The sequence below is a fragment of the Enterobacter sp. 200527-13 genome (genome assembly GCF_027924865.1).
GTDB lineage: Bacteria > Pseudomonadota > Gammaproteobacteria > Enterobacterales > Enterobacteriaceae > Enterobacter > Enterobacter ludwigii.
Window position 1 is genome coordinate 121389 of sequence record NZ_BSCM01000008.1, and the last position, 26590, is coordinate 147978.

Consider the following 26590-nt stretch of genomic DNA (forward strand, 5'->3'; position numbering starts at 1 on the left):
GTTTTCCATGACGCAGATGATTTCTAAAACGCAGGTTCCGGTGAAACGCAGCGGACGCCTCGATCCTATCGCCTTCTTCGAGCGCTTCGGGGTACTGATTTTCATGATCCTGCTGCTGATTTTCTTTCAGTCGCAGAACAGCAATTTTTTCTCTGAACGCAATATTTTCAACATCCTGACCGAGGTGTCCATCTACGGGATCATGGCCGTGGGGATGACCTTCGTCATTCTGACTGCCGGTATCGATCTTTCTGTCGGCTCCATCCTGGCGGTCTGCGCCATGACCGCTGCATACGTGATTAAGGGCGACAACTTCACCACCGTTGATCCGAACGCCTGGGGCGGCATGAGCTGGCTGATTGGGCTGGGGATTTGTCTGGCGATGGGCACGGCGATTGGCTTCCTGCACGGCCTGGGCGTAACCCGCCTGCGCCTGCCGCCGTTTATCGTCACCCTCGGCGGGATGACCATCTGGCGTGGCCTGACGCTGGTGATCAACGACGGCGCGCCCATTGCAGGTTTCGACCCGGGTTACCGCTGGTGGGGACGCGGGGAGCTGCTTGGCATCTCCATTCCAATCTGGATTTTCGCCATCGTGGCGCTTGGCGGGTATCTGGCGCTGCATAAAACCCGCTGGGGACGCTTCGTCTATGCCATCGGCGGTAACCCGGAGGCAGCGCGCCTGGCGGGGGTCAACGTGAAGCGCGTGCTGGTGAGTGTCTATGTGCTGATTGGCTGTCTGGCGGGACTGGCGGGCTTTATTCTCAGCGCTCGTCTTGGCAGTGCGGAAGCGGTCGCCGGGATCTCCTTTGAACTGCGCGTTATCGCCTCGGTGGTCATCGGCGGCACCTCGCTGATGGGCGGCTATGGACGCATCGGCGGCACCATCATCGGCTCCATCATTATGGGGATCCTGATTAACGGTCTGGTGCTGATGAACGTCTCGGCCTATTACCAGCAAATAATCACCGGATTAATTATCGTTCTGGCGGTGGCATTCGACACCTATGCCAAGAGCCGTCGCGGCGCATTGTGAGGATCAGGATGAAAGAGGTTCGTATTGGATTGATTGGCACCGGGTATATCGGCAAGGCGCATGCCATCGCCTATGCCCAGGCGCCGACGGTATTTACCCTGCGCGGCAAACTGGTGCGCGAGATGGTGGCGGAAGTGACGCCCGCGCTGGCGGCAGAGCGGGCGCAGGCCTTTGGCTTCAACCGCTCAACCGGCGACTGGCGGGCACTGGTGGCTGACCCGGCGATTGATGTCGTGGATATATGCTCGCCCAACCATCTGCATAAAGAGATGGCGCTGGAGGCCATTCGTCACGGTAAGCATGTCTACTCGGAAAAGCCGCTGGCGCTGAATGCCCATGACGCACGTGAAATGGTGGACGCCGCGAAGCGGGCAGGGGTGAAAACGCTGGTGGGTTTTAACTACATGAAAAACCCGACGGCACAGCTGGCGAAAGAGATCATCGCCCGCGGCGAGATTGGCGAGGTGATCCACTTCTACGGTACCCACAACGAAGATTATATGGCCGACCCGCTTTCTCCCATTCACTGGCACTGTTTTAAAGAGACCGCCGGGCTGGGTGCACTGGGGGACCTGGCGGCGCATATCGTCAACATGGCGCAGTATCTGGTCGGGGACATTCAGCAGGTCTGCGGTGATTTAAAAATTGTTGTGCCTGAACGCCCGGCGCAGGCCGGTTCGTCGCAAAACGTTGCGGTTGAAAACGAAGATCAGGCGCACGCGATGGTCCGTTTCGCCGGCGGAGCACAAGGGGTGATTGAAACGTCCCGCGTCGCCTGCGGGCGCAAGATGGGACTGTCGTATGTGATAACCGGCACCAAAGGGGCCATCAGTTTTACCCAGGAGCGGATGGCGGAACTGAAGCTCTATCTGCATGACGACCCGGTAAACCGCCAGGGATTCCGCACGCTGCTCGTGGGTCCGTCACATCCGGACTATGGCGCGTTTTGCATGGGGGCGGGCCATGGTATCGGCTTTAACGATCAAAAAACGGTGGAAGTACGCGACCTGGTCGACGGTATTGCCGCTGATGTGCCGATGTGGCCGGACTTTGAAGAGGGCTGGAAGGTTTCGCGGGTGCTGGACGCCATCGCACTCTCACACCAGGAAGGCCGCTGGCTGAACGTGAACGACATTGTCTGATGAGGTATCAACGTGGAAAAGCAGTTTGATGTGATATGCATGGGCCGCGTGGCGGTAGACCTCTACAGTCAGCAAATTGGTGCCCGTCTTGAAGATGTGTCGAGCTTCGCGAAATATCTCGGCGGCTCGTCCGGCAACGTAGCCTACGGGACGGCGCGTCAGGGGCTGCGCTCATCGATGCTGGCACGCGTCGGTGATGAACATATGGGACGCTTCCTGCGAGAAGAGTTACACCAGGTGGGCTGCGATACCAGCCATCTGATCACCGACAAAGAACGCCTGACGGCGCTGGTGCTCCTCGGCATTAAAGACCGGGACACCTTTCCACTGATTTTTTATCGCGATAACTGCGCGGATATGGCCATCACGGCCAGCGATGTGGACGAACGCTACATTGCCTCCGCACGGTGCCTTGCCATCACCGGGACCCATCTCTCGCACCCTCAGACCCGTGACGCGGTGCTGACGGCGCTTAACTATGCCCGCCGTCACGGTGTTCGTACGGTGCTGGATATCGACTACCGGCCGGTGCTGTGGGGGCTGACCTCATTAGGGGACGGGGAGACGCGCTTTATTGCCGCAGAAAACGTGACCCGTGAACTGCAGGAGGTGCTGCACCTTTTCGACGTCATTGTCGGCACCGAAGAAGAGTTCCACATTGCAGGTGGCAGTACCGATACCCTGCAGGCGCTGGGTCGCGTGCGCGCCGTGAGTAACGCTACGCTGGTTTGCAAGCGTGGCGCGCTTGGCTGTTCGGTGTATACCGACGCTATACCGCCCCGGCTGGATGAGGGTCTGACGGTGACCGGCGTGCGCGTTGAGGTGCTGAACGTGCTCGGTGCGGGCGACGCGTTTATGTCCGGCCTGCTGCGCGGCTACCTTAACGACGAAGGCTGGGAGCAGGCCTGCCGCTACGCCAACGCGTGTGGCGCGCTGGTGGTTTCCCGCCACGGCTGTGCCCCGGCGATGCCGAGCAAGGCTGAGCTGGACGACTACCTGTCGCGTGCGGCGTCGGTGCCGCGTCCCGATCTTGATGCGCGCCTGAACCATCTGCACCGCGTCACTACCCGCCGCCGCGAGTGGCCGGAGCTGTGCGTGATGGCCTTCGATCATCGCAGCCAGCTGGAAGATATGGCGTTGCAGTGCGGGGCATCCCTGAAGCGCATCCCAGCGCTGAAGCAGCTTATTCTGCAGGCCAGCCGTGAGGCGGCCAGCAGCGCAGGGCTTGAGGGCAAAGCCGGCCTGCTGTGTGACGGCACTTTTGGTCAGGACGCCCTGAACGCGATTACCGGCGAAGGGTGGTGGATAGGCCGCCCTATTGAGCTGCCGGGCTCCCGGCCGCTGGAGATGGAGCACGGTAACATCGGCACGCAACTCATCAGCTGGCCGCAGGAACATGTGGTGAAATGCCTGGTCTTTTTCCATCCGGAAGATGCGCACGGCCTGCGTCTGGAGCAGGAGCAGAAAATCGCAGAGGTCTACCACGCCTGCTGCCAGTCCGGTCATGAACTGCTGCTGGAGGTGATCCTGCCTGCCAGCATGCCGCGCAGCGATGAGCTTTACCTGCGCGCCATCTCGCGTTTTTACAACCTGGGGATTTATCCCGACTGGTGGAAACTGCCGCCGCTCTCTGCCGATGGCTGGACGGCGCTGAGCGAGATTATTGAACGTCGGGATCCACACTGCCGTGGCGTGGTGATCCTCGGGTTGGACGCCCCGGCTGAGCAGCTTCGCGCTGATTTTAAAGCCGCCTCGGGACACGCGCTGGTGAAGGGCTTTGCCGTAGGACGCACGCTGTTTGGCGATGCGTCCCGTGCATGGCTGAAACACGATATTGACGATGCGCAGCTGGTGGCACGCATCCGGGACAATTACCTGCAGCTTATCGCCTGGTGGCGCGAGCGCGGACACGCATAATTCAGGAGACGACAATGAGTGTGCAATTAGGCATTAACCCGCTGACATGGACGAACGACGATCTGCCTTCACTCGGCGCGGAGACGCCGCTGGATACCTGTCTGAGCGAAGGGAAAGAGGCCGGTTTTGCCGGTTTCGAACTGGGCAATAAATTCCCGCGTGAGGCGCGCCTGCTTGGCCCCATTTTGCAGCGCCACGATCTGCAGCTGGTATCCGGCTGGTATTCAGGGCGTCTGCTGGAGCGTAGCGTGGAGGAGGAGATTGCCGCCGTGCAGTCCCACCTGACGCTGCTGCGCGAACTGGGGGCAAAGGTGCTGGTATTCGCCGAAGTGAGCGGCTGTATTCACGGCGAGCAACAGACGCCGGTTCATCTTCGCCCGCGCTTCCCGCACGCGCGCTGGCAAGAGTACGGTGAGAAGCTGACCGCTTTCGCCCGCTACACGCAGCAGCAGGGGGTGCAGATTGCCTACCATCACCATATGGGAACGGTCATTGAGTCCGCTGAAGATGTCGATAACCTGATGACCCATACCGGTGAAGAGGTGGGCCTGCTGCTGGACACGGGCCATCTGACCTTTGCCGGGGCTGATCCGCTGGCGGTGGCCCAGCGCTGGGCATCGCGCATTAACCATGTTCACTGCAAAGACGTGCGCGCCGACGTGCTGGCGGACGTCAAAAACCGCAAAACCAGCTTCCTTGATGCGGTGCTGAGTGGGGTCTTCACCGTACCGGGTGACGGCTGCGTGGACTATCCGCCCATCATGCGGCTGCTGAAGGCGCAGGATTATCACGGCTGGCTGGTGGTGGAGGCGGAGCAGGATCCTGCTATCGCTCACCCGCTGACCTACGCCCGTCTGGGGTATAACAACCTGAGCCGTCTGGCGCGTGACGCCGGGCTTATCTGAGGAGGTGACATGTCACGTCTGTTATCACGCTGGCAACCGCCGAGTGCGGAGGGCCGTACCCAGTCCGTCACGCCGGAACGCGCGGGCTGGGGATACGTTGGCTTTGAAGCGTATGAACTGCAGGAAGGGCAGACGCTGACGCTGCCCGCCGTCAGCGAAGAGCGCTGTCTGGTGCTGGTGGCCGGACGGGCCTCTGTCAGCACACCTACCGCGCAGTTTACTGACATCGGCGAGCGGATGAGCCCGTTTGAGCGCATAAAGCCCTGGGCGGTCTACGTCACGCCGCAGGAGTCGGTGCAGATTAAGGCGCTGACGACGCTGGAGCTGGCGGTCTGCGCTGCACCCGGCAAAGGGTCCTTCCCGACACGGCTTATCGCTCCGCAGGATATCGACGCGCAGGCGCGTGGTAAAGGCCATAACCAGCGCTACGTGCACAACATTCTGCCGGAAGATCAACCCGCCGACAGCCTGCTGGTGGTTGAGGTCTGGACCCACGAAGGCTGCACCAGTTCATACCCGAGCCATAAGCACGATACGGATAATCCACCGCAGGAAACCTACCTGGAGGAGACCTACTATCATCGCCTCAACCCCGGGCAGGGGTTCTGCATGCAGCGGGTCTATACCGACGACAGGTCGCTGGATGAGTGTATGGCCGTTTATAACCGCGACGTGGTGATGGTGCCGAAGGGGTACCATCCGGTGGCGACGCTGGCTGGCTATGACAGCTACTATCTCAACGTGATGGCCGGTCCGGTGCGAAAATGGATGTTCACCTGGGAAGACGATCACGCGTGGATCAACCGCGACTATCCACGTTGACGTTGCAGAAGCCCGCACCCCGCGGGCTTTTTTATCAACATTATCCTGTTTTGCGCGTTACCCACCAGAACACCAGCGCCACCAGGCTCACCGCTGCGCCAGTCAGGCAGACGCCCTGCCAGCCCGCGATGGCATACGTCATCGTGGTGCTCAGCGCGCCCAGACCGCTGCCGACGGCATAAAACAGCATGTAAAGCCCGACCAGCCGGCTATGTGCCTCGGGGCGGGCGCGAAAGATCAGGCTCTGGTTGGTGACATGCAGCGCCTGCCCGCCCAAATCGAGCAGCACGATGCCAATGAGCAAAATGCCGAGCGAACGATCCATCAGTGAAATCGGCCACCACGCCAGGAGTAACAAGACCAGTGCAGCCGCGCTGGTGCGCCGGGCATATCCTCGATCGGCCCACTCTCCGGCCCGGGTTGCCGCTAACGCGCCTGCCATTCCGGCCAGGCCAAAAGCACCAATGGCGGTATGCGATAAGTTATAGGGTGGGGCACTTAACGGCAGCACCAGAGCGCTCCAGAAAATATTGAACGCAGCGAACATCAGTAAAGCCAGTACGCCGCGCACCTGCAGGACTTTTTCTTCCCGCAGCAGGGTCAGCATTGAGTGAATCAGGCGCGGATAACTCATCGTTTCAGGCACCGCAGGCAAGCGGGGCAGCCTCCACCACAGCGGAAACGCAATAATGACCATCAGCCCGGCGGCAGAGAGATACACGCCGCGCCAGCCCGCGATATCACTGATGCCTCCGGAGACGACGCGGGCCACTAACAGGCCCATAAATACCCCGCCTTGTGCCGCACCAATAACGCGGCCTTGCTCATGCGGCGACGCGGCGTTGGCCGCATAGGCGATAAGCCCTTGGGTCATGGCCGTTCCTGCCATGCCGGTGGCGAGCATACCCGCCAGCAGCATCGTTGACGTCTGTGCCATGCCGACCGCGACCAGTGCGGCGACCAGTACGACAAGCTGTAGCGCCATCAGGCGCCGGCGATCCACTTTATCCCCCAGAGGAACCACGAACAGCAGAGCCAGAGCACAGCCAATCTGTGTGGCGGTGACCACGCCGCCAATGGCACCATGGCTGATGCCAAAGTCTCTGGACAACGCGTCAAGCAACGGCTGTGCGTAATAGACGTTGGCCACGCTTAAGTCGCTGGCGAGGGCGAACAGCCACACCAGGCTACGCGGCATGTCGCCTGAGCGGACGTGCCCGGTTTTTCGATCTGACGGTAGTGGTGACGCGTGTGACATGTTCAAATCCTCGCTCTGGGTAAAGTGGTTTTAAAAAGAAACCAGTTGAAGGCTAGGCTATGCAGTTTTAAAATGCAACCAGTTATTGTTGACTGACCTGCCGGGGTAACGCTGTGCCGTCTCGTAAACCGATTGAACAGGAATTCTGTCCCGTTGCCCGCAGCGTCGATCTGATTGGCGATCGCTGGTCGCTTCTGATTGTGCGTAATGCTTTTGACGGCATGCGCCGTTTCGGGGATTTTCAGCGGGATCTCGGGGTTGCGCGTAATATTCTGGCTGACCGACTGCGCAAGCTGGTCGACGCGGGCATTCTCGCGATGCAGGGGGCGTCGGACGGTACGTCGTATCAGGAATATGTCCTGACGGACAAAGGCGAAAGCCTGTTTCCCATCGTCGTTGCGCTTCGCCAGTGGGGAGAGCAGCATCTGTTTGAACGCGGGGAGCGCCACTCGCTGTTGATCGACAGGCGTACCGGCAAGCCGGTTCCCCTGATGGCGCCAGCAGCGCAGGATGGAACGGCGCTGAAGGCGCAAGATACTGACGTGCAGAAAGTGACGTAACCCGACGCTCTGCAAGCCCGCGATACGCGGGCTGTTGTGTCATGCTTAATGGTTTGTGATTGCCTGCTCAATCGTGCGGGCAATATCATCCGGCTGACTCACCATCGACACGTGGCTTGCTGCCACTTCCGTGGTTTTCGCGTGGATCGTTTTCGCCATCGCACGTTCAAGCTCCGGGTTAATCATCCGGTCATTTTTGCTGACCACAAACCAGCTTGGCTTTTCATGCCAGGCCGCATGACTCACTTTTTCCGCAAACGCGTCGGCCTTGATCGGCCCCTGAGTGGCCGCAATCGTCTGCTGTTCAACGGCGCCAGCATCCGGTGCGAAGTCTTTCATCACGGCTTCTGGCGGGAGATACAAATACCCGTCTGCCGTTTTTGCGATATCCGCGCTCCCCGCTGGCGGTGGGTAACTTCCCGCCAGGTCCGCCGTCGACTGGCCGGAATCAGGCGCAAAGGCCGCTACGTAGACCAGGGATTTTACCCGTGCATCGTTGCCCGCTTCGCTGATCACCGTTCCGCCCCAGGAATGACCTACCAGCACCACATCGCCATGCGCCCGTGCAATGGCGCGCCGGGTGGCGGCAACGTCATCTTTAAGCGACGTGAGCGGCAGCTGGACGGCAATCACCTCGGTATGCTGTTTTTGCAGCCGGGTAATGACCTTGTTCCAGCTGCTGCCATCGGCAAACGCGCCATGGACCAGCACCACGCTGGTTTTGCTCTCAGCAAAGGCGCTGGCTGAAAGCGCCAGCAGACCCGCCGTCAGTACAGAGCGTGCTTTCATTGTCTGGCTCCTTAAAAATGATGGACCGTTGCGTGAGGCGGTACGGTGAATTCAATGGTTTTATGGTCGATGGGTTTATGCGTGGGGTCGGCCAGAATTATGGTCACTTTATGCTTCCCGGCGGGTAACCCAACCAGAATGATTGGCTCTCCGCTGGTATCGGCCCAGTGCCAGGGGGCGTCATCCACCACGACATGGATATGGCCGATACGTGGTGTGACCTTCAGCGCATCGGGCCCGAATACCGGCTCGATGCGCAGGTTTTCAGCCCGGTATTGAATAAAGACCGCCCCCTTGCTCAGCGGGCCGGCAAGCGGTGGATCGACAATCAGCTTAGCGGCCGGCTGTGGACGTTCCAGCGGGGCAACAGCGGCAGGGCCGTTGACGTCGGCAGCGCTGAGGTTATCCAACGGTGCGGCCCAGGAGCAGGTTGCTGACGCCAGAACAAGTGCAGGGAGCAGTAAATAACGACGGATCATCTGAGTCTCTCCTCAATCGGTTTCAAATTCGGTTTCAAACAATGACAGACACAGAAAACCATTTTTATGTATCCGGGATGTTTGCGGGGAACGGCGTTTTGTACCGGCTTGTCAGCGTGGCGCTCCGGATACAGTGGGATACATTTCATCATTTCGCGCGGGGTCGGCACTGCGCACAATCGCTATCGCCAGCCCGGCAATCACCAGCGTCAGCGCGGTGGAAACCCACATTGCGCCGGCGATCCCCAGCGTTTTGTTTAGCCACGCATAGGCAAACGGCGATGCCGCGGCCATAAGCTGTGCGGGAATGAGCAGCATGCCGGTGCGGCGGGCATAGCTTTCGGGGCTGAAAAGCGTCAGCGGCAGGGTGGCTTTTACTATCGTCATCAGCCCGTTGATGGCGCCGTAGCCCAGCACAAAACCGGCGGCACACCCGACAAACAGCGAGCTGCTTAACCCGATAACAAAGCAAAGCGGCATGGCGAGGGCGGTCAGGAGCGTCAGGTTGAGTGGGGTTAGGCGTGCACCCGCCAGCACCTCCGTGGCGCGTGCGCCCGTCTGGCCAACGCCCCACAGCATGCCGATGGCGACCGGCAGGCCAAAACTGGCAATAAACTCCGGCAGATGGGTGGACGTGCCGTTAGAGACAAAGGTCATGAGGGCAATAAACGTGGCATACCGCCAGCCGTTACGCCGTTCCTCGCGCACGGGCGGCGCGGTAACGTGCGGGGGGGCCGCCAGCTGCTGGTGGGGAAGCGTGCGAATCAGCACCGCACTCAGCAGGCCAAAGAGGGCGTAGATCTGCAATGCGTGTTGCCAGCTCATCACTTTCAGCAGCCCATCACCCAGCGGCCAAAAAACCGCTGATGCCAGACCGCCAGCGAGCGTGATGCGCGAGATCGTTCTGCGTGCCTGCTGGCCGTACAGGTTCACCAGCGCGGCGAACAGCGCATCATACAGCGACAGCCGCATCCCGATACCGGCAACCAGCCAGGCACCGTACCAGCCGAACAGCGTCTGCGTATATGCCATGCCCGCGCAGCTTGCGGCAATCAGTAACGTTCCGCTCATCACCACGTTCTGCCCGCCAGCGTACGCCAGCAGTCGGGCGACAAAAGGGGAGACCATCGCCATTACCAGCATCGCCAGCGTCAGGCCGAGGTAGAGCTGCGGTGATGACCACCCCCGGTCGGCCACAATCGCCTGGGCAAAGGTCCCGGGCATATAAAACGAGATCCCCCAGTTGATAAGCTGATGACAACCTGCCCGGAGGGCGAGGTGACGGGGAAGGGCAGGTGTTTTCATTGTTTTTCATTCCGTTATGCAGTTGTCCTGAGCATAGCGAGCGCGCTATTGTGCTGGCAGGTCAGTCACCTTATGCGCTGTATAAGAGAAACTTTGAATGACAACGCTCAACCTGGGCTATCTCGCGACGTTCCGTCTGGTTATCCAGCGCGGCAGTTTTTCCGCGGCGGCGGACCTGCTGGGCATTTCCCAGCCGGCCGTCAGCCTGCAAATCCGCCAGCTGGAGCAGTTTCTGCAAACCCGGCTGGTAGAGCGTACCGGGCGGGGTATCAAACCCACGGCTGCCGGGCAGGCGTTGCTGGTGCACGGGGAGCGTATTCAGCAGGCGGTGGATGAAGCCATTCGGTCCGTGAGTGAGTTCAGCCACGACGTGAGTGGCACCATTACGCTTGGTACGGGCGCAACGGCCTGCATTCATCTTCTGCCGCCGCTGTTACAGCAGCTCGGACGTGACTATCCGCTTCTCAGAGTGGGCGTGACGACCGGCAATACGCTCGACATCGTCCGGGCAATTGAAGAAAACCGACTTGATATGGGGCTGGTGACGCTACCGGTGAGCGGAAGAGCGCTCGACGTTACGCCGGTGATGGACGAAGAGTTTGTTTTTATCGCGTCGCTGGACCAGCAGAACGGTTTTCAGCCGTTGACGCCCGCTGCGTTGCACGCGCAGCCATTCATTGCTTTTGAATCAGGCAGCGGCACCCGGGCGCTGATCGACGGCTGGTTTGCGGCCGAGGGGCGAATCCTCACGCCGGTGATGCAGCTGGGCAGCATCGAGGCGATCAAGCGGATGGTACGTGCGGGGCTTGGCTACAGTATCGTGCCGCGTATGGCCGTAGACCTGGCGGCTGACCGCGAAGGGCTATGCGTGATGTCGCTCACGCCCGTGCTGCAGCGACAGCTGGCTGTGGTGATGCGCCAGGATAAAATCCTGAGCAAAGGAATAGCAGGGATAATTCGGATATTACAAAATCCTTCGACGCGTTAGCGATCGGCTGAATCAACGGTCAGGCTGGATTGCTGTGACTGGGCCTTGTCCTGATGGTGATACCAGGCGCCAATAGAGGAGTAAACGAAGCGGCCGAAGAAAAACAGGAAGCTGATAAGCAGTATGATGCGGGTCATCCGGGTGTTGAACTGATGTCGTTTTCGCATACGCGTGGCCTGACTCACTGTGTTTTTCCTGGGCATGCCCTTTTGGGCGACAGGGATATTAAGGCACAGCGGGAAGAGAGGGTCAATTCGCAAATGTGTAAATAACCGTCAATAGTTACATTAATTAATGTTATTGAAATTAATAATTGCATTTACCATATTGATAATATGAAGAAAACTATTTCAAAAAAAATGTAAGAAAGGATCGTTTGAGTAAATTAGTTTGATTTAAGTCAACGGTTTCCCTGGCCTGGTATTTAAAATCCCACCTCCATGCTGTTCGCCCCGCACGTTGTCGGGCGGCAGGTACGTCAGGTTGGATGCCTGTCTTCATTTCCCTCTGGAGCGAAAGGGGTTTAAACGGGCATCTATGAACATTATTTCTTTCCTGAAAAACAATAAAGACCGCTGGTGGGCTTTACCGCTTATTTTACCGGTGGGTTTACTGCCTGTATTAAGCGTTGCCAATACCTTTACCCGATTGGGCGATGGTCTGGTGGCACTCTATTATTTACCTCTCTCCTTTCTGCTTTCGGTGATGATGTTTTTTGGTCTGGAAGCGCTGCCCGGCATCGTATTGTCACTGTTCATCCGCTACTACCCGTCGGTTGGGTTGTTCGAAACCATCGCCGGCATTTTTCATTTTATTGTCCCTGTTGTGCTCAGCTGGGGGGGTTATCGGGTGTTTGCGCCCAGACGCAGCATGACGGCTTATGGGGATGTCAGACTGATGGCGCAGCGTATCTTCTGGCAGGCCTTTTGCCCCGCGACGCTGTTTCTGGTGCTGTTTCAGTTTGCCCTCTATCTGGGTGTGTATGAGAGTCGTCAGAGCCTGGAGGGGTTAACCCCGCTTAATATTCGCACGCTGATTAACTATCAGGCGCTGCTGGTCAGTGGGCTGACGGGCGTGCCGTTAAGCTATTTACTGATCCGTCTGATTCGCCATCCGCGGTATATCAGAAGTCTTGTCTCGCAGGTGCGAATGCAGATAGACAAAAAGGTGACGGTCATTGAATTTCTGCTGTGGGCCATTGCGCTTGGCGGACTGCTTACCCTCCTGCTGCTCCCGATGAATGAAAACAGCTCGATTTTCACCACCAACTACACCCTGTCGTTGCTGATGCCGGTGATGTTGTGGGGAGCGATGCGGTTTGGCTGTAAGCTGATGTCGCTTATCTGGACCCCGGTGCTGCTGGTGTCCATCCACTATTTTTACCGCTATATCCCTCAACAGTCCGGGTATGACATTCAGCTGGCAATTACCTCTTCCAGCTATCTGGTCTTTTCGTTTGTGGTGATTTACATGTCGATGCTGGCCACCTGCCAGCGCGCCGCAAATAAACGTTCCCGCAGGCTGGCGCTACTCGACCCGGTTGTCCATATGCCGAACCTGCGGGCCTTGTCGCGCGATCTTGCCAAAAACCCGTGGTCGGCGCTCTGTTTGCTGCGCATTCCGGAGCTGGAGGTGCTGGGCCGAAATTACGGGGTATTGTTGCGGATCCTGTATAAACAGCAGCTGGCGCAGTGGGTCAATGGCACCTTGCAGCCCAGTGAGCGGGTCTATCACCTCACCGGCTGTGACCTGGCGGTTCGCCTTAACGCGGAATCGCACCAGCAACGCATCGAGGCGCTGGACGAGCATATTAAACAGTTCCGCTTTGTCTGGGATGGGATGCCGCTGCAGCCTCAGGTGGGCGTGAGCTACTGCTATGTACGCTCACCGGTGACCCACCTCTATCTGGTCCTCGGTGAACTGGGGGTAATTGCCGATCTGTCGATTTCGACCAACCATCCGGAAAATCTGCAGCAGCGCGGTGCTGTCCATCTCCAGCGTAGCCTGAAGGACAAGGTTGCGATGATGAGCCGTCTGCAAAGTGCGCTCGACAGTAACGCGTTTACTCTGCTGGTCCAGCCGGTTTGCGGCGTGCGGGGCGATTGCTACCACGAAGTGTTGCTGCGGATGTCAGATGCAAACGGGGCGTTGCTCTCTCCCTTGCAATTCCTGCCCGTCGCCCAGGAGTTTGGCCTGTCGTCGCGGGTTGATTTGTGGGTACTGGAGAACACGCTACGCTTCCTGGCAGAGCATCGGGTACATCTGCCCGGCCAGCGTTTTGCCATTAATCTGGGCCCTTCCACCGTGTGCCGTGCGCAGTTCCCGGCTGAGGTGAGTCGTCTGCTGGCGAAATACGCCGTGGAACCCTGGCAGCTGATATTTGAAGTGACCGAGTGCAGCACCTTCGGCAGTGGAGAGCAGGCGCTCCATACCCTCAGGCAGTTGCAAAAAATGGGGGTACGCATTGCGATTGATGATTTCGGTACCGGCTATGCGAGCTACGCGCGGCTAAAAAGCGTGGACGCCGATATCCTTAAGATAGACGGAAGCTTTATCCGCAATATCGTCAACAACAGTCTGGACTATCAGATAGTGGCCTCGATTTGCCATCTGGCGCGAATGAAGAAAATGCTGGTGGTCGCGGAGTATGTCGAAACAGAAGAGATACGTAGCGCGGTTCACGCGCTAGGTATCGATTATGTACAGGGTTATCTGATTGGCAGACCGGTGGCGCTTGAGTCACTGCTGGAAGCAGAGGCGTCGCCGGTCGAGGCCTGAGGGGTTACGCCGCGACGTCTGAGCTCTCTTCTTCGATTTTGAGTAGCCAGCCGGTGACCGCTTCCCAGTACTGCTGTTCTTTTTCCAGATCCAGCAGCACCAGCGCATTCTGGCTAAACCAGTCTGGCGGGAAGCTCAGGGTCCAGTGGTTGTCATCCGTTTTGAGCTTCAGCGTGGGCGGGGTGGTCGTGGCCTGACGCTGGTTATTGAGCAGGACGCCGAGACGCAGCAGCTGAATAAGCGGCAGGAATTGCTTCTTCTTAAACAGCGTGAAGCGCGGCAGATCGTCAAGCTTGATGGCTTTACGATGGTAGCGCACCAGGGTCGCCATCATGGTTTGCTGCTCCTGGTTGAAGCCAGGCAGATCGCTGTTTTGCAGGATATAGGCTGAGTGGCGGTGCATTCCGCTGTGGTTAATATTCAGTCCCACTTCGTGCAGCATCGCTGCCCATTTCAGCAGGGCGGCAAGCTGCGGATGCGCCAGCTTAGGGTTCTGCTCCTGCCACTGGTCGTATATCTGAACGGTTGTTTCCAGCACGCGCTTCGCCTGTTCGCGGTCGATATTGTACTGGTTTGCCAGGCTTTGCGCGGTGCGGCTACGAATATCCTGATGGCGGAAACGGCCTTCCATTTCATACAGCACACCTTCACGCAGCGCGCCGTCGGAAAGACGCAGCTCTTTAATTGCCAGCGCATCAAATACGCCGCACAGGATAGCCAGTCCCGGTACGAATACCGCTTTGCGCTCGTCGGAAAGACCCGGCAGGCTTAACGCGTCAAAGCTTTTATGTTTCAGCACCTCTTCGGTCAGCAAGGTCAGGCGCTCTGGGGTGATAAACCCATCTTTTTCACCCATCGCCAGCAGCACTTCATGTGCCGCTTTGATGGTGCCCGATGCGCCCAGCGCTACGTTCCAGCCCTGAATACGGTACTGCCAGGCCAGGTTCTCCAGTTTCTGGATAGCGGCCATGCGCGCGCGCTGGAAGTTTTCGCGGCTGATTGCGCCACCCGGGAAATACATCTGCGCAAAGCTGACGCAGCCCATACGACGGCTTTCGACCAGACGCGGCTCAAAATCTTCGCCGATCACCAGTTCCGTAGAGCCGCCGCCGATGTCGATGACCAGCTTGCGTCCTTTTTCCGGCTGAGTGTGTTCAACACCCATGAAAATCAGACGGGCTTCCTCGTTACCGGAGATGATCTCAATGGGGTAGGGGATCACTTTTTCGGCCCGCTTGAGGAATTCAGGCGCGTTCAGCGCCTGGCGCAACGTGTGGGTGCCTACAATGCATACGCTGGAGGGCGAGAAGCCCTGCAGGCGTTCAGCAAATAGCGACAGGCAGTTTAAGCCTCGCTCCATTGCCTCTTCGCTGAGCATGCTGCGCTCATCAAGACCATCCGCCAGGTGTACACGCTGCTTCAGACGACCGATGATCTGCAACGCGCCATCCACCTCACGGGCGATGACCATGTGGAAACTGTTAGAACCAAGATCGACCGCGGCGAATTCCTGCGGGCGTGGGGTCTTATCATTTATCGGCATAGGTTAATCGGGTTGCTCGAGTGATTTGATATAGTCGTAAATCGCCAGTTGCGACCGCACTTTACGGCGATTGCCGCGCGGTACATAGCGGTTACTGAGTTCTTTGTCGATATAGCGTGCTTTCACCGTATCGCTGAACAGAATCTCGATGATATCGAGGATCTGCTGTTTCAGCCGCGGATCCAGGAGCGGTGTCGCGACTTCAATTCGGTAGTCAATATTGCGCGTCATCCAGTCTGCAGAGGAGAGATAGACCTGTTTATCACCCGCATTATCGAAAATATAGACCCGATCGTGTTCCAGGTAGCGGTCAACAATGCTGATCACGCGAATATTGTCGCTAATGCCGTCGAGTTCAGGGATCAGTGAGCACATACCGCGTATCAGCAGATTGACCGGAACGCCGGAGCTGGACGCCGCATACAGACGATCCACCAGCCCTTTGTCGACCAGGTTGTTGAGTTTCAGCGTAATGCCCGACGACAGCCCTTTCTGGGCATTGGCGATCTCTTTATCGATCATGTCGTACAGCAAGCGTCGTGAGTTCTGCGGCGAGACCAGCAGATAATCGAAGCTGACCGGGCGGTACGGGTTCTCAATAAAGTTGAACACCCGGCGAACCTCGTTAGTGATGCGTGCATCGGCAGTCAGCAGCGAGTAGTCGGTATAAATTCGCGCGGTTTTTTCGTTAAAGTTCCCGGTACCGATGTGGGCATAACGCACCACGTCCTCCCCCTCTTTACGGGAGATGAGGAACAGCTTGGCGTGAATTTTCAGCCCGGGCGCTGAGAAGATAACGTGGACACCGGCTTCCGTCAGACGGCGCGCCCAGTGAATGTTTGCCTCTTCGTCGAAGCGTGCCTGCAGCTCAACCACCACGGTCACTTTTTTGCCGTTGTGCGCCGCATGGATCATCGCGTCGATGATGCGGGAATCTTTTGCCACACGGTAGATGTTGATTTTGATCGCCAGTACGTTCGGGTCGAACGAAGCCTGACGCAGCAGTTCCAGCACGTGTTCAAACGTATGATACGGATAGTAGAGCAGGACATCGCGCTCGCGAATGGCGTCGAAACCGTTACGGAATTTATCGAACCAGAGATGGCGCAGACGCGGCAGCGGTTTGTTCACCAGATTGGCCTTGCCGACGTTCGGGAAGCCAATAAAGTCTTTAAAGTTATGGTAACGACCGCCCGGCACGATGGAGTCATAGCGAGAAATGGTCAGCTTGTCGCGCAGCATTTCCACCATGGCATCTGGCATATCGCGCTGATAAACAAAGCGCACCGGCTCCGCCGTCAGGCGCTGTTTCAGGCTGGATGACATCAGCTCCATCAGGCTGGCTTCCATCTCGTGCACCAGATCGTATTCGGCGTCACGGGTCATCTTCATGGAGTAGGCGTTTAACGCGTCGTAATCGAAGAAGCCCTTAAAGATGTCGTCCAGGCAGTAACGCAGGATGTTATCGAGCAGGATCATTGGTTTGCGTCTGCGCGGGGTTTCCGGCGGGAGGTTCACAAACCGCGGCACCTTATCGGACGGGATCTCAAGCAATGCGTAACGAATCGTGTCGCCACGAATAATTTCCACCGCGAGGTAGGTGTAGTCATCTTTCAGGAACTGCACCAGATCGGTTTCGCGGTTGATCAGAATAGGGGTAATGTGCTGGCGCAGGTAATGTTTGAAATAGTGACGCAGCCAGGTTTGTTGGTTAACAGAAAGCTGACGTTCGTTAATCAGGAAGATTTGATTGCGTGCCATTTCCAGCAGCAGTTCGTTATACAGGCCGTCAAACTCCTGATCGGCTTTCAATACGCGCGACTGAATTTTGCCCAGCAGATGGCGCGAGTGAGAGTTTAAGCCCTGTTCTTCGCTGATGATGATTCGCCGTTTCAGTTCGGCAAAGCGAACCTTGTAGAACTCATCCAGGTTGTTGGAATAAATCCCCAGAAAACGCATACGCTCGATAAGCGGGTTACTTTTGTCTGCCGCTTCCTGGAGTACACGTTCGTTGAATGCTAACCAGCTTAGCTCTTTCTCGATATATAACTTTTCCTGACCCATTACAGCTCACACTCCAGTTCAATCACAGGACGTGGTAAATCCGTCTCGTCCTTATTATGGCGAGCATTTCCACGATATGTCCAACAGTGCCAGAAAAGTATGACAGTTATTTTTTTTCTGGGGGATTTTAGAGGGTTGGGGGAAGGGCATGTCGGGAAGCGCGGTGCTCACCCGACAGTGAAGACCACAGGCCCGTGCAGGCGTCGCGCCGCCGGGCACATCAAACAAACTACTCGTCAGCGGCATAACCCTGTGCAGGGAGCCTGACGCCGTCCAGCCAGGCGGCACCGTCGCGCATCTGAAGACGCCCGTCAACAAACCAGCTTACCACCAGAGGATAAATGGCGTGTTCCTGCGTCTGCACGCGTTCGGTAACGTCGTCTTCACTGTCACCTTCAAAGACCGGCACCTTTGCCTGCAGGATCACCGGCCCGCCGTCCAGCTCGTCGGTAACGAAATGCACGGAGGTACCGTGCTCTTCATCGCCGTTTTCCAGAACCTGACGATGGGTGTGCAGGCCGGGATACTTCGGCAGGAGGGAAGGGTGGATATTCAGCAGACGTCCAGCGTAGTGCCCGACAAAGGCCGGGCTCAGGATACGCATATACCCCGCCAGCACGACAACGTCAGGCGCATAGGCATCAATCTCCTGAACCAGTTCCCGGTCAAACGCTTCACGTCCGGAGTACTGGCTGGCTTCCAGCGCGTGCGCGGGAATGTTCTCTTCCCGGGCACGTTCAAGGCCGAACGCGTCGGCCTTATTGCTGAATACTGCCCGAATGGTGCCGTTGATTTTCTTCTGTTTGCAGGCGTCAATTATCGCCTGCAAATTGCTTCCGTTACCGGAAATGAGCACCACAATGTTTTTCATTCAATGACCACACGCTGTTCGGAATCGGATGCTTTGATAATACCGATTTTCCACGCGTTTTCACCTTTGTCGGTCAGCAGCGTAATCGCCTTATCCGCTTCGCTTGCTGGCAGCGCGATAACCATGCCCACGCCACAGTTAAAGGTGCGGTACATCTCGTGTGAACTCACGTTGCCCGCAGTCTGCAGCCAGTTAAAGACGGACGGCCACTGCCAGGACGATTCGTCAATCACCGCCTGGGTGTTGTCCGGCAGGACGCGCGGAATGTTTTCCCAGAAGCCGCCACCGGTCAGGTGGGCAATAGCGTGAACGTCAACCTTCTCAATCAGCTCCAGCACGTTTTTCACGTAGATGCGGGTCGGCGCCAGCAAATGGTCAGCCAGTGGCTTGCCATCAAGCTCGGTGGTCAGTGGATCGCTGCCGCTCACGTCGAGGATTTTACGCACTAGAGAGTAGCCGTTCGAGTGCGGGCCGCTGGAGGCCAACGCGATCAGCACATCACCATCAGCCACTTTACTGCCGTCGATAATTTCTGATTTTTCTACTACGCCAACGCAGAAGCCTGCGACGTCATAATCTTCGCCGTGATACATACCGGGCATTTCGGCGGTTTCACCACCGACCAGCGCACAGCCAGACTGCAGACACCCTTCGGCAATGCCGTTAATGACGCTTGCTGCGGTATCCACGTCCAGTTTTCCGGTCGCGTAGTAATCCAGGAAGAACAGCGGCTCTGCGCCCTGAACCACCAGGTCGTTAACACACATCGCGACCAGATCGATACCGATGGTGTCGTGACGTTTTAAATCCATCGCCAGGCGCAGTTTCGTCCCTACACCATCAGTACCCGAGACCAGAACAGGTTCACGATATTTTTGCGGCAGCGCGCACAGTGCGCCGAATCCACCCAGACCACCCATCACTTCCGGGCGGCGGGTTTTTTTCACCACACCTTTGATTCGGTCAACCAGCGCATTACCTGCGTCAATATCAACACCGGCATCTTTGTAGCTGAGAGAAGTTTTGTTGGTCACGGCTCAAGTCCCCACGCGATTGCATAGCTAGTAAGAAAAATCGGCGCAATTCTAACAGTCCAGGCAAACGTTTGCGAGCCTATTCTCGGCGAGAGGATTTTTTTTTCAGCAGGCCCTGCGAATGCGCCCAAAGTTGAGTCTGTTCACGAAAATGAAACCGGTTTCGGTTTTCTCCTTGCAACAGAAAGCCCCTTTGCACATCATCAGAATGAAACCGGTTTCTGTAATTGTTTTTGCAGAAAATAACGCAGAATGAGGGAAAGTGTATGTCAGGATTCAAAGCAGATTTTCTGTGGGGTGGTGCGGTCGCAGCGCATCAGCTGGAAGGGGGCTGGAACGAGGGCGGTAAGGGGATCAGCGTTGCCGATGTGATGACTGCCGGCGCGCACGGCGTGCCGCGTGAAATCACCAACGGCGTGCTGCCAGGGAAAAATTACCCTAACCATGAAGCCATCGATTTCTACCATCGCTATAAAGAGGACATCAAACTCTTTGCCGAGATGGGCTTCAAATGCTTCCGTACCTCCATCGCCTGGACGCGTATCTTCCCGAAAGGGGACGAGCTGGAGCCTAATGAAGCTGGCCTGAAATTCTATGACGACCTGTTTGACGAGTGCCTGAAGTATGGCATCGAGCCGGTTATTACCCTTTCCCATTTCGAGATGCCGTTCCACCTTGTCACCGAATACGGTGGCTGGCGTAACCGTAAGCTGATCGACTTCTTTGTTCGCTTTGCGGAGGTTGTGTTCAGACGTTACCAGCATAAAGTGAAGTACTGGATGACCTTTAACGAGATCAATAACCAGGCCAACTTCCACGAAGACTTTGCACCGTTTACCAACTCCGGTCTGAAGTACGAGCCGGGCGAAGACCGCGAACCGGTAATGTTCCAGGCGGCACACTATGAGCTGGTGGCCAGCGCCCTGGCGGTGAAGGCCGGGCGCGACATTAACCCGTCGCTGCGGATCGGCTGCATGATTGCCATGTGTCCAATCTATCCGCTGACCTGTGCCCCGGACGATATGATGATGGCGATGAACGCCATGCACCGTCGCTACTGGTTCACCGATGTCCACGTGCGCGGCAAGTACCCACAGCATCTGCTTAACTACTTTGCTCGTCGCGGTTTCACGCTGGATATCACAGAAGAAGATAACGCGGCGCTGACGCAGGGGTGTGTCGATTACATTGGCTTTAGCTATTACATGTCTTTCGCCACCAAAGCGACGGCGGATAACCCGGAGCTGGATTACGACGAAAGTAAGAGCCTGGTCTCCAACCCGTACGTGCAGAAATCTGACTGGGGCTGGCAGATTGATCCGGTGGGCCTGCGTTACTCCCTGAACTGGTTCTGGGATCACTATCAACTGCCCCTGTTCATCGTGGAGAACGGCTTTGGCGCCATTGACGTGCAGGAGAGCGACGGTTCGGTGAATGACCAGTACCGTATTGATTACCTTGCCGCGCACATCCGCGAAATGAAAAAAGCGGTGGTCGAAGATGGCGTTGATCTGATGGGGTATACCCCGTGGGGCTGTATCGACCTGGTGTCTGCCGGAACGGGTGAAATGAAAAAACGCTACGGCTTTATCTTTGTCGACAAAGACAATGAAGGTAACGGCACCCTGAACCGCAGTAAGAAGAAGTCGTTTGACTGGTATAAGCAGGTGATAGCCAGCAACGGCGACACTCTTTAATTCCAGCAGAGTAAAAACGCAAAAAGCCGGAGCTTGCCCTCCGGCTTTTTTGCCTCTAAAACACTTTGCTTGATGTACGTCAAGCAAGTTGGGTATGGTGCAATCCGAAAAAAGCGGTATAATCCCGCGATTTTTTTGCGGTTGCCCCCTCAGAGGAGAAAGAGAATGAAGATTGTGGAAGTGAAGCACCCACTCGTTAAACACAAGCTGGGCCTGATGCGTGAGCATGACATCAGCACGAAGCGTTTTCGCGAACTGGCTTCTGAAGTCGGCAGCCTGCTGACCTATGAAGCGACCTCTGACCTGGAAACGGAAAAAGTGACCATCGAGGGCTGGAACGGCCCGGTTCAGGTTGAGCAGATCAAAGGTAAGAAAATTACCGTTGTGCCCATCCTGCGTGCCGGCCTCGGCATGATGGAAGGCGTGCTGGAGCACGTACCAAGCGCGCGCATCAGCGTGGTCGGGGTCTACCGCGACGAAGAGACCCTGGAGCCGGTACCGTACTTCCAGAAGCTGGTGTCTAACATCGACGAGCGTATGGCCCTGGTGGTTGACCCGATGCTGGCGACCGGCGGTTCAATGATTGCCACCATCGACCTGCTGAAAAAAGCCGGTTGCAGCAGCATCAAAGTGCTGGTGCTGGTTGCCGCACCAGAAGGTATCGCGGCGCTGGAAAAAGCGCACCCGGACATCGAACTCTATACCGCGTCTATCGACCAGGGGCTGAATGAGCACGGGTACATCATCCCGGGGCTTGGCGATGCCGGCGATAAGATTTTTGGTACTAAATAATCGAATAACGATAATGAAGCCGACTTTGATAGTCGGCTTTTTTTTGAATAAAACGCCAACAACAATACTACTCAGAGGAAAACACTATGACGCGCCGTGCTATCGGGGTGAGTGAAAGACCGCCGCTTTTACAGACAATCCCGCTTAGTCTGCAGCACCTGTTCGCCATGTTTGGCGCAACCGTGCTGGTGCCAATCCTGTTTCACATTAACCCGGCTACCGTGCTGTTGTTCAACGGTGTGGGTACGCTGCTTTACCTCTTTATCTGTAAAGGCAAAATCCCTGCCTATCTCGGCTCAAGCTTCGCCTTTATTTCACCGGTTCTGCTGTTGCTGCCGCTGGGGTATGAAGTGGCGCTGGGCGGCTTCATTATGTGTGGCGTCCTCTTCTGCCTGGTCTCTTTCATTGTGAAGAAGGCCGGTACCGGCTGGCTGGACGTTATGTTCCCGCCAGCCGCAATGGGGGCCATTGTCGCCGTCATCGGTCTGGAGCTGGCGGGCGTGGCGGCCAATATGGCTGGCCTGCTGCCTGCTGACGGGCAGTCACCGGATTCCAAAACCATCATTATCTCGATGGTGACACTGGGCGTAACGGTATTTGGTTCCGTGCTGTTCCGCGGTTTTATGGCAATTATCCCGATCCTGATCGGTGTACTGGCGGGGTACGCGCTCTCCTTCGTGATGGGTGTTGTTGATACCACGCCCATTGCTGAAGCGCACTGGTTCGCACTGCCAACCTTCTATACGCCACGCTTTGAATGGTTTGCCATTTTCACGATCCTGCCCGCGGCGCTGGTGGTTATTGCTGAGCACGTAGGTCACCTGGTGGTGACGGCAAACATCGTTAAACGTGACCTGATCCGCGACCCGGGTCTGCACCGCTCGATGTTTGCTAATGGCCTCTCTACCATTATCTCCGGTTTCTTTGGTTCTACGCCTAACACCACCTACGGTGAGAACATCGGCGTGATGGCGATTACCCGTGTCTACAGTACCTGGGTTATTGGCGGCGCGGCAATCATCGCCATCCTGCTCTCCTGCGTGGGCAAACTGGCGGCGGCTATCCAGATCATTCCGGTACCGGTAATGGGAGGCGTCTCTCTGCTGCTGTACGGTGTGATCGGCGCGTCCGGTATTCGCGTGCTGATTGAATCGAAAGTGGACTACAGCAAAGCGCAAAACCTGATCCTCACCTCCGTGATCCTGATCATCGGCGTGAGCGGCGCGAAGGTGCACATCGGTGCGGCTGAACTGAAAGGCATGGCGCTCGCGACCATCGTGGGTGTGGGCCTGAGCCTGATCTTCAAACTGATCTCCGTCCTGCGCCCGGAAGAAGTGGTGCTGGATGCTGAAGACAGCGAAAAAGCGTCACATTGATCGTAAAACCGGGCGGACGATCCGCCCGGTTCTCTCCTTGCACGTTCCGTGCTAAACTCACCGCCGATTTTATGTAAGATCTGGTTGAGGTACTTCTGAACGGACCGGCACAGCTCTCTCTGCCACTCTATCTCCCTGACGACGAAACTTTTGCGAGTTTCTGGCCGGGTGATAACCCCTCTTTACTGGCTGCACTGCAAAACGTGCTGCGTCAGGAACACAGCGGATACATCTATATCTGGTCACGCGAAGGCGCGGGGCGCAGCCACCTGTTGCATGCCGCCTGTGCGGAGCTTTCCGCGCGGGGTGATGCGGTAGGCTATGTGCCGCTGGATAAACGTACCTGGTTTGTGCCTGAAGTCATGGAGGGAATGGAACATCTCTCACTGGTCTGCATCGATAATATCGAATGTGTGGCGGGGGATGAGCCGTGGGAAATGGCGATCTTTAACCTCTATAACCGCATTCTGGAGTCGGGGAAAACCCGGCTGCTGATCACCGGCGATCGTCCGCCGCGCCAGTTGAATCTGGGGCTGCCGGATCTGGCTTCCCGTCTGGACTGGGGGCAAATCTACAAGCTGCAGCCGCTGTCGGATGAAGACAAACTTCAGGCGTTACAGCTGCGCGCAAGATTGCGCGGCTTTGAACTCCCGGAAGACGTGGGGCGTTTCTTGCTCAAGCGCCTGGACCGGGAAATGCGCACGCTCTTTGATACGCTCGATCAGCTCGATCGCGCTTCGATTACCGCGCAGCGCAAGCTGACCATTCCTTTTGTGAAAGATATTCTGAAGCTGTGATGCGCTTTTCTCCCTCTGCCTGGCGCAGAGGGAGAACCAGCGCCACTGGCTAAAACTCACCTGTCTTCCAGCAAATGCTCAACCAGAAGTGGAATGGGTCTGCCCGAGGCCACGCTTTTTCCGTTCTCACGCCACAGCGCCGTGCCGCTAATATCCAGATGGGCCCATGGAATGGTCGGCGGGCAAAAATGGTGTAACAGCCAGGCCGCCGATGCGCTGATCGCCGCATTATTGGGTGGGGTATTGCACAGGTCGGCGATGGCGCTGTCGGTCTGTTTTTTTAACCGTGCATCCAGCGGCAGGGACCACACCTCATCACCGCTCCGTTTCCCCGCGTGGGTGAGCGCCTGACGTAGCGCTTCGTCCTGCGTCATTAACCCACTCAGCTCGTACCCCAGCGCTTTCACGACGGCACCGGTTAAGGTCGCCATATCAATAATATAGCGAGCCTGCGGATGACGCTGGCTGGCCCAGGCGATCGCATCCGCCAGTACCAGCCGGCCTTCGGCATCGGTATTGTTGATTTCAACCGTGATACCGTTGCAGGCGTTGGCCACCGTGCCCGGCTGCATTGCATCCGGTCCTATGGCGTTTTCCGCCAGCGCCAGTACGCCCATAATACGAACCGGCAGGCCGAGTTCTGCCACGCTCAGCATTAACCCGAGCACGTTCGCTGCCCCGCACATGTCATATTTCATGGTGTACATGCCCGCGCCTTCCTTCAGCCACAGGCCACCGGTATCAAACGTTATGCCTTTGCCCACGTAACAGCGTACCGGGCCATCAGCGATGCCGTTATAGTGAATGGCCAGCAGCCGCGGTGGACAGGTCGCGCCTTTACCGACGGCATGCAGAAGCCCCAGTCCCTGTTCAATAATTTGCTTTTCATCAAGCACTTCACACCGCAGGGCGGGGAAGGCGGCGCACAGCTTTTGCGCTTCGTCGACGACATACTGCGGCGTACAGCGATCGGACGGCATATCCGCCAGACGTCGCGCGGCGACCATTCCTCGGGCAATAGCCCGCTGTCGCTGGAAGAGAGCGTCCAGCCTTTCACGCTGTTGCGGATGACACAGGGCGGTGACATGGCGAAGGCGAACGCTTTTGCCATCGGTTTTCTTAAGCTGCAGATCGCGAAGGTCATACGCCTGGTTAAAGAGAAAACGCAGAACCTGCGTCAGCACCACCTCGTCAATATCCGTGATATCCAGTACCACATCGGCGCTGACCGGGGCTGCCAGCAGTGGACGGAGGGCGGTGAGTAACCCTTCTGTCAGACTGTCCTGCCAGAGCGCATCCGGCAGCAGCGTGATTCTGGCAAACGGGGCACAGCCAAAGCGGGTATCCGCGACGGCGTTTTGTTCACGCATTTCAGCGATGAGTGCGGTGTCCGGCAGTAACGCGCAGGCGGCCCGGGCAATAAGATGACTCCGGGGCTTTGCGTCTGCAAGGTCGGTGATAAGCTTAAAGGTAATCATTATGACTCCTCAACTGGCGCGCGGATCCGCGCGGCATAGGCCTGCATCCATTCCTCATCCACGGGCTGATAGTGCGTTTTTTCCCGCAGGCGCTCGGCGCGAAATACGGTGAGAGGCTGGCGGGCCGTTGCCACCACAAATGAGAAGGTTTTGATGTTGGTTGCGGCGCCGAATTCGCCTTTATTATTCATGCACACCACCGAGAGATCGCCCGCGCGGCCAAAGCGTGACATCAGTTTGTCTTCCAGTTCGAAGACCACCGAGTCCGCCGCCTGCTGCGGTGACATGCCCTGTGCCATGCGGCGAACAATCTCGTAGCTGGTGCAGCCTTTCATCAGGTCTTCCCCCACGCCGGTGGCGGTGGCGGCACCGGTTTCACTGTCGCAGTAAAAGCCGGAGCCGATAATCGGCGAGTCGCCAATACGGCCGCGCTTTTTCATAAACAGACCGCTGGTGGAGGTGGCCACGCTCATCGACCCCCTTTTGTCGAGGCCAATAATCCCGACGGTATCATGCCCATCGTACGGGCTTAAGCCTTTGTCCAGCGTTTCCCGGCAGCGCTTACGGTAATGCTGCATCGCGCGGTCGGTAAGCATGGTTTTGTCGGCAAACCCCTGACTCAGCGCCCATTCGCGCGCGCCCTGGCCGACCAGCAGGCTGTTATAGCGCTGGCGGCTTAGCGCATGGGCGACACGTACCGGGTTCGCAATATCAACCAGATCTCCCACGGCCCCAAACGCAAGCGTATCGCCATCCATATACGCCGCGTCCAGTTCGACTTCGCCATTTTCGGTTGGCAGCCCGCCGTAGCCGACGGATTTATACAACGGGAAGTCCTCGACGGCAGCAACGGCATCGACCACCGCTTCTGCTACCGGTTTCCCCGCAGCCAGCGCAGACGCAGACTCCGTGACCCCTTCAAGCGCCATTCGCCAGGTTGCGATAATTCCCCACATGCT

General features: G+C 57.3%; 23 protein-coding genes. 12 read left to right on the forward strand and 11 right to left on the reverse strand.

Translation table 11 applies throughout. From position 1 onward, the window contains the following. Positions 1–7: 7 nt before the first annotated feature. The 5 genes from QMG44_RS20325 to iolB are packed head-to-tail and all read left to right on the forward strand — an operon-like array spanning position 8 to position 5822. Positions 8–1036, forward strand: a complete 1029-nt coding sequence (locus QMG44_RS20325) for an ABC transporter permease (protein WP_014171147.1) — start codon at positions 8–10, stop codon at positions 1034–1036. 8 nt (positions 1037–1044) lie between these two features. Beyond that, entirely contained in the window at positions 1045–2178 is a 1134-nt protein-coding gene (locus tag QMG44_RS20330) for a Gfo/Idh/MocA family protein (protein WP_020883047.1), read from the forward strand. 12 nt (positions 2179–2190) lie between these two features. After that, the gene (iolC, locus tag QMG44_RS20335) at positions 2191–4095 is read left to right on the forward strand and encodes a 5-dehydro-2-deoxygluconokinase (protein ID WP_032680495.1); all 1905 of its coding nucleotides are present in this window, start codon (positions 2191–2193) and stop codon (positions 4093–4095) included. A gap of 14 nt (positions 4096–4109) precedes the next feature. Next, the gene (iolE, locus tag QMG44_RS20340; protein ID WP_032680496.1) at positions 4110–5000 is read left to right on the forward strand and encodes a myo-inosose-2 dehydratase; all 891 of its coding nucleotides are present in this window, start codon (positions 4110–4112) and stop codon (positions 4998–5000) included. A 9-nt stretch (positions 5001–5009) separates the two neighbouring features. Next, the gene (iolB, locus tag QMG44_RS20345) at positions 5010–5822 is read left to right on the forward strand and encodes a 5-deoxy-glucuronate isomerase (RefSeq protein ID WP_086532222.1); all 813 of its coding nucleotides are present in this window, start codon (positions 5010–5012) and stop codon (positions 5820–5822) included. Between the two features lie 40 nt (positions 5823–5862). Here the strand turns inward: iolB and QMG44_RS20350 are convergent, their stop codons facing one another. Beyond that, the gene (locus QMG44_RS20350) at positions 5863–7080 is read right to left on the reverse strand and encodes an MFS transporter (RefSeq protein WP_086532223.1); all 1218 of its coding nucleotides are present in this window, start codon (positions 7078–7080) and stop codon (positions 5863–5865) included. Between the two features lie 113 nt (positions 7081–7193). Between QMG44_RS20350 and QMG44_RS20355 the strand changes: the two genes are divergently transcribed. Further along, positions 7194–7640 (forward strand): helix-turn-helix domain-containing protein, encoded by a 447-nt coding sequence (locus QMG44_RS20355; protein ID WP_040018117.1) that lies wholly within the window; start codon positions 7194–7196, stop codon positions 7638–7640. 45 nt (positions 7641–7685) lie between these two features. On the opposite strand, the gene QMG44_RS20360 is transcribed toward QMG44_RS20355, so the two are convergent. The 3 genes from QMG44_RS20360 to QMG44_RS20370 all read right to left on the reverse strand — a co-directional run bounded on the left by QMG44_RS20360 (position 7686) and on the right by QMG44_RS20370 (position 10213). Next, entirely contained in the window at positions 7686–8429 is a 744-nt protein-coding gene (locus tag QMG44_RS20360) for an alpha/beta fold hydrolase (protein WP_047743058.1), read from the reverse strand. A gap of 11 nt (positions 8430–8440) precedes the next feature. Then, on the reverse strand, positions 8441–8908 hold the full coding sequence (locus QMG44_RS20365; protein ID WP_020883054.1) for a DUF6130 family protein: 468 nt from the start codon (positions 8906–8908) through the stop codon (positions 8441–8443). A gap of 111 nt (positions 8909–9019) precedes the next feature. After that, a complete protein-coding gene (locus tag QMG44_RS20370) occupies positions 9020–10213 on the reverse strand; it encodes an MFS transporter (protein WP_086532224.1) in 1194 nt (397 codons plus the stop codon). 97 nt (positions 10214–10310) lie between these two features. Between QMG44_RS20370 and QMG44_RS20375 the strand changes: the two genes are divergently transcribed. Beyond that, entirely contained in the window at positions 10311–11201 is an 891-nt protein-coding gene (locus tag QMG44_RS20375) for a LysR family transcriptional regulator (RefSeq protein WP_086532225.1), read from the forward strand. Here QMG44_RS20375 and QMG44_RS20380 read toward each other — a convergent pair. Further along, a complete protein-coding gene (locus QMG44_RS20380) occupies positions 11198–11368 on the reverse strand; it encodes a YfgG family protein (protein WP_020883056.1) in 171 nt (56 codons plus the stop codon). The genes QMG44_RS20375 and QMG44_RS20380 overlap by 4 nt on opposite strands. 370 nt (positions 11369–11738) lie before the next feature. Between QMG44_RS20380 and QMG44_RS20385 the strand changes: the two genes are divergently transcribed. Beyond that, a complete protein-coding gene (locus tag QMG44_RS20385) occupies positions 11739–13979 on the forward strand; it encodes an EAL domain-containing protein (protein ID WP_086532226.1) in 2241 nt (746 codons plus the stop codon). Positions 13980–13983: 4 nt separating this feature from the next. Here the strand turns inward: QMG44_RS20385 and ppx are convergent, their stop codons facing one another. From ppx to purM, 4 genes are all read right to left on the reverse strand, one after another. Next, a complete protein-coding gene (gene ppx, locus QMG44_RS20390; protein ID WP_020883058.1) occupies positions 13984–15522 on the reverse strand; it encodes an exopolyphosphatase in 1539 nt (512 codons plus the stop codon). 3 nt (positions 15523–15525) lie between these two features. Further along, positions 15526–17586, reverse strand: a complete 2061-nt coding sequence (gene ppk1 / locus QMG44_RS20395) for a polyphosphate kinase 1 (RefSeq protein ID WP_040018112.1) — start codon at positions 17584–17586, stop codon at positions 15526–15528. A gap of 229 nt (positions 17587–17815) precedes the next feature. Next, positions 17816–18457 carry a phosphoribosylglycinamide formyltransferase gene (gene purN / locus QMG44_RS20400; RefSeq protein ID WP_032680505.1) on the reverse strand — a complete coding sequence of 214 codons (642 nt, stop codon included), beginning with the start codon at positions 18455–18457 and terminating at the stop codon, positions 17816–17818. Continuing rightward, complete coding sequence (purM, locus tag QMG44_RS20405) at positions 18454–19491, reverse strand: phosphoribosylformylglycinamidine cyclo-ligase (protein ID WP_014171131.1); 1038 nt, start codon at positions 19489–19491, stop codon at positions 18454–18456. The genes purN and purM overlap by 4 nt, the downstream gene beginning before the upstream one ends. Before the next feature lie 266 nt (positions 19492–19757). Here purM and QMG44_RS20410 point away from each other — a divergent pair, with 266 nt between their 5' ends. From QMG44_RS20410 to QMG44_RS20425, 4 genes are all read left to right on the forward strand, one after another. Further along, entirely contained in the window at positions 19758–21188 is a 1431-nt protein-coding gene (locus tag QMG44_RS20410) for a 6-phospho-beta-glucosidase (protein WP_020883060.1), read from the forward strand. Positions 21189–21353: 165 nt separating this feature from the next. After that, a complete protein-coding gene (upp, locus tag QMG44_RS20415) occupies positions 21354–21980 on the forward strand; it encodes a uracil phosphoribosyltransferase (RefSeq protein ID WP_020883061.1) in 627 nt (208 codons plus the stop codon). Between the two features lie 86 nt (positions 21981–22066). Then, positions 22067–23356 carry a uracil permease gene (gene uraA / locus QMG44_RS20420; RefSeq protein WP_014171128.1) on the forward strand — a complete coding sequence of 430 codons (1290 nt, stop codon included), beginning with the start codon at positions 22067–22069 and terminating at the stop codon, positions 23354–23356. A gap of 95 nt (positions 23357–23451) precedes the next feature. Then, on the forward strand, positions 23452–24153 hold the full coding sequence (locus QMG44_RS20425) for a DnaA inactivator Hda (RefSeq protein WP_212479862.1): 702 nt from the start codon (positions 23452–23454) through the stop codon (positions 24151–24153). A 56-nt stretch (positions 24154–24209) separates the two neighbouring features. Here QMG44_RS20425 and QMG44_RS20430 read toward each other — a convergent pair whose 3' ends face one another. Further along, the gene (locus QMG44_RS20430) at positions 24210–25631 is read right to left on the reverse strand and encodes a M17 family metallopeptidase (RefSeq protein ID WP_086532227.1); all 1422 of its coding nucleotides are present in this window, start codon (positions 25629–25631) and stop codon (positions 24210–24212) included. Continuing rightward, positions 25631–26587, reverse strand: a complete 957-nt coding sequence (locus QMG44_RS20435) for a N(4)-(beta-N-acetylglucosaminyl)-L-asparaginase (protein ID WP_047366201.1) — start codon at positions 26585–26587, stop codon at positions 25631–25633. The genes QMG44_RS20430 and QMG44_RS20435 overlap by 1 nt, the downstream gene beginning before the upstream one ends. Between the last annotated feature and the right edge of the window lie 3 nt (positions 26588–26590).